Annotated in this window: 3 protein-coding genes; 2 read left to right on the top strand and 1 reads right to left on the bottom strand. The window is 57.3% G+C overall.

Annotated elements, in window-relative coordinates:
* Positions 1 to 185: 185 nt before the first annotated feature.
* Positions 186 to 803 (top strand): DNA-3-methyladenine glycosylase 2 family protein, encoded by a 618-nt coding sequence (locus AB1772_13235; GenBank protein ID MEW5797303.1) that lies wholly within the window; start codon positions 186 to 188, stop codon positions 801 to 803.
* Positions 804 to 961: 158 nt separating this feature from the next.
* On the opposite strand, the gene AB1772_13230 is transcribed toward AB1772_13235, so the two are convergent.
* Positions 962 to 2,491: an SdrD B-like domain-containing protein gene (locus tag AB1772_13230; GenBank protein MEW5797302.1), complete on the bottom strand. Its 1,530-nt coding sequence runs from the start codon at positions 2,489 to 2,491 to the stop codon at positions 962 to 964.
* Between the two features lie 240 nt (positions 2,492 to 2,731).
* Here AB1772_13230 and AB1772_13225 point away from each other — a divergent pair, with 240 nt between their 5' ends.
* A complete protein-coding gene (locus AB1772_13225; protein ID MEW5797301.1) occupies positions 2,732 to 3,430 on the top strand; it encodes a toxin-antitoxin system YwqK family antitoxin in 699 nt (232 codons plus the stop codon).
* Positions 3,431 to 3,828 lie beyond the last annotated feature (398 nt).

Below are 3,828 nucleotides of genomic sequence, written 5' to 3'. Positions count from 1 at the left end.
GTATTCTCGCCTTGAATCGCCACTCATAATCGTGTCTCCCTTCGGTAACATCAATTATGAGGCAACGTATCAATTGCAAGCCTCCGTTTTCCGCGCTTCGGTAACATTAATTGTGAGGCAATTCGGGTGAAGTGCTGGGCACAAAATGTGACACTCTCGATGCCCAAACCTCCGTATATTCTCCCATGACCTCTGACACCCGTGACCGACAAATCGACCAGGCTATCGCCCACCTCAAAAAAACCGACAAGAAACTCGCCCCGGTTATCAAGCGGGTCGGGCGGCTCGATTACATCAATCGTCGCATTGGTTTCGACGCCCTCGTCAAGATCATCATCGGCCAGCAGCTCTCAGGCACAGTCGCCAACGCCATCTACAGAAAGCTCTGCCGCACCGCCTGCTGTCGCACAGCCACAGTCAAGGCGCTGCGCCAGCTTGAGGACGCTGCGTTGCGGGCTGCCGGACTCTCCAATGCCAAGACCCGCGCCGTGCGTGACCTGATCGACAAGATCGATTCGGGAAAGTTGAACATCCGCGCGTTTCGCCGGATGAGCGACGAACAGGTGGCCGAGGCGATCACCCAGGTAAAGGGGATGGGGCCATGGAGCGCGCAGATGTATCTGATGTTCACGCTGGGCAGGCTGGACGTATTCGCCGGTGGCGATCTCGGAATTCAGAAGGCGATCTGCAAACTCTACGGGGTTAATCGCTCCAAAACAGATTTCGAGACTTTTGGTGACCGTTGGCGCCCGTACCGGACCATCGCCTGCTGGTATCTCTGGGCCTCATTGGACAACCGGTGACGGGGTATTGTGGGCGGCAGACCTCCCGTCTGCCCCTGGGATTTGCTGAACGGGCAGACGAGGCCCCCGGATCAAGCCCGGGGCAGGCTCTGCCGCGCACGATGGCAGAATCGCCGGTCGTTCGCTCCCGCGAACGACCCAGGGATTCTGCCCTACGGTTAATAGATGCCTTCGCCGACGTTGGACTCGTCGCCACCAAAGTCGCCGGCATCGCCGGTGCCAGAATCGTCGTCGCCGGTGTCAGAGTCGTCGCCGTCATCTGAATCGTCGTCATCACTGTCGCAGTGGCCGGGGCCGATCAGGCCGTTATTGTATTGGTCAAGCAGGTCCTTCCAGCCGAGCACAATCCGGCGCTGCTCGATATCAATTGTTTCCCACGCCGTCCAATCGTGCGACCCCAGGAAAGAGTCGGCATCGCCTACTGTCTGGGCGATATCCGCCGGGTCGGCACCATTGGCAATATTCAGCTTAGCGGCCAACAACTGCGCGTACAGTTTGGTAATACCGTTGCTCGGGTCACCGTATACGTTTTGAGAGAGCACATCGACAGCAGTTTGCGCGTCGGCGATTGCCAAACTATTTGTGCTGTCAGCGAGGCCGAGCCAGAGCGGCAGCAGCGGCGTGACGACATCATCCTGCGGGCCGAATCCGGCGTGGTTCTTCCAGTAACCCTTGCTGTAAGTACAGGACTCGGACGCGGTGTACAGGCCGGCGTCCCAGCCGCTGACCTCCTGTTCCGGCAAGAGCGTGAAACAGAGCGTGCGGCCGAGAGAGGGGTCAACGTCGCTGTCGAGGGCATCATCCGAGCCGCTGTCCTGAAGCGTGAAGAAATAGCCGTCCGGCCGAACAAACACAAGATAGTATGAACCGGCCATCACCGACTCAAAGTGGTAGAGGCCCTGCTCGTCGGTGGTGCTCGACGCTATGAGATTGTCCTGACAGTCGAACAGCTTGACCGAAACTCCAGCCAGGCCGGGCTCGGCGTCGGACTGAAGACCATCGGCGTTCCGATCATTCCAAACCCGGTCGCCTATCGAGCTGTACCGGAATTCGACCTCAAAGTCGAAACGAATCAAGGTCTTGAAAACCGATCCCGAAAGAGGTTGTCGCTGCACGATGAGCAGCGGCAGCATGCCCGCGTTGTTATCAGGCAGAGCGGAGAAGATGTGGGCGTCGGCCACTGCGAGAAACGTATCGCACGATGTCCCCTCCCAAGTTGTATAGCAGACTTCGAGAAACGGCTTCGCTGCGGCCGCCTCACGGCTGTTGAAATTGGCAAACGCGGTGTAACCCTGACCGGGCAACAGAGCAAAGCCGAGGTTTTCAATGGAGCTCGAAAGCCAGCCCTGCGCCTCGCTGGTGACATCCACCGAGTAACAACCGGTGTCCACGGCTAACAAAGTTGCTACCGGCGTGGGGGCATATGCGGCACCGATATTATTCCAGGATACGGTGTTCTCAGTCCAGGCGCTGGTAATCCGGTGGACGTCTATCCCCAGCGAATCGGTCGCCGTCGCATGCACGTAGAATTTCGCGGAGTTGATGGTCGCATCGGACGGCACCCCCGCCTGATGGAGCCCTGCCTGAGAATCATTGACCGGAGTGCCAACCGGGCCAGGATCGTTACTGCAGCCTGCCAGCAAGTACAGGCCGGCGGCGCAAAGCACTGTCAACAAACGCGTATTCATCAAATACACCTCCTTCTCATTGTACAGAACAGACTCATTCGAATCTTCGCAAAACCAGGCTAAAGGAAAAAAGTTCCACCTCAAAGAGGTTATCGGGCAAGTAGTCCCGTGCCAACCATAGGGACCGAAAAGCCGCTTGTAAAGCTGAAATACGGGCTTTCTGAGGCTCCTCAACCGGTAGGGAAGCCTGCCGATAATATGCCTACAGGCTAATGATCGTCAGCAGAATCGGAAGAATCTATGCTTTGGTGCCGATTGTCCCTTGTTTTCACAGTGGTGGTTGCTATCAGCACATTACTGTCCTGTTCCAGCGCAGTTCGCGAAAAGCGGGAGTACTACGCCAGCCGCCAACCCCGAGAACTTTGGCGTGAGGCGAAGGACTCGACCGGCACGTTTGTTCGCCATGGCCGGTGTGTCGCCTATCATGAAAACGGGCAAGAGAGAGAAGCGGGTGAATACCACTATGGCCGCAAGGCAGGCGTCTGGACAACCAGAGATGAACGAGGCCGATTAGTTGAGTGGTGCGAGTACGAGGCCGACCAACTGCACGGCAAGTTCATCAGCTACTATCCCAAAGGGACGAAGCGCCAGGAAGGGAAGTACGTTGGCGGTCAGCGCGACGGTGTCTGGCGGCAGTGGTATGACGACGGCAGTCTCAAGGAGGACGGGGCGTATATCGACGGCAAGCAGCACTACGTGTGGACGTCATGGTATCGCGGCGGCCAAAAGCAGGAAGAGTGCACGTATCGCAACGGGAAACTCGACGGGCCGTACCTCACTTGGCGGGAAAACGGCCTTCGCTGGGTTGAGGGTGCGTACAAGAATGGCCTCAAAGTCGGCATCTGGACAACGTGGGATGAACTGGGGATGGTCTTTTCACAGGAACAGTACGAATCGGGCAAGCGGGTGACGAAACCGTCGAATGCCGCATCGGAGTGAGCAATCAGCAGGTCTTCTGAAGCTGAGCTAGTGCCGCAACAACTAATATACGCAAATTCCGTTCGCGGCAGACGTCCTCGTCTGCCCGTGTATCGAAGAAGGATCTGGAATCGAAGAAGGATCTGGATATGCGAAACATACGAAGTTGTCCTTTCTGATGACTGTAGCGTCAAAACTGTCGCGGAAATTGAGTTGACGATGAGCGGCGAAACCACAAAAATATGCCCGGCCCTGTTACTCCCGAATAGTCGGCTCATTCCAGTCGGGGGCGAGCTATCCTATCTTCGCCTTGGCATCAAGCCATTCCGAGGCCCCCGGCGTGGTCTTCCAGACGTCGCCCATCCCGTCGGCGCAGATGACGGCCTCGTGGACGTCACCCGGGCTGTAGTATTCGATTC

This window comes from Candidatus Zixiibacteriota bacterium (assembly GCA_040752815.1).
GTDB lineage: Bacteria > Zixibacteria > MSB-5A5 > GN15 > FEB-12 > JAGGTI01.
The sequence above is the reverse complement of the archived record's forward strand: the minus strand, read 5'-3'. Positions and strand labels throughout refer to the sequence as shown.

Bases quoted from the DNA above. Each gene is read 5' to 3' on its own strand.
- AB1772_13230 (MEW5797302.1), bottom strand. From the start codon at position 2,491: ATGAATACGCGTTTGTTGACAGTGCTTTGCGCCGCCGGCCTGTACTTG.
- AB1772_13235 (MEW5797303.1), top strand. From the start codon at position 186: ATGACCTCTGACACCCGTGACCGACAAATCGACCAGGCTATCGCCCAC.
- AB1772_13225 (MEW5797301.1), top strand. From the start codon at position 2,732: ATGCTTTGGTGCCGATTGTCCCTTGTTTTCACAGTGGTGGTTGCTATC.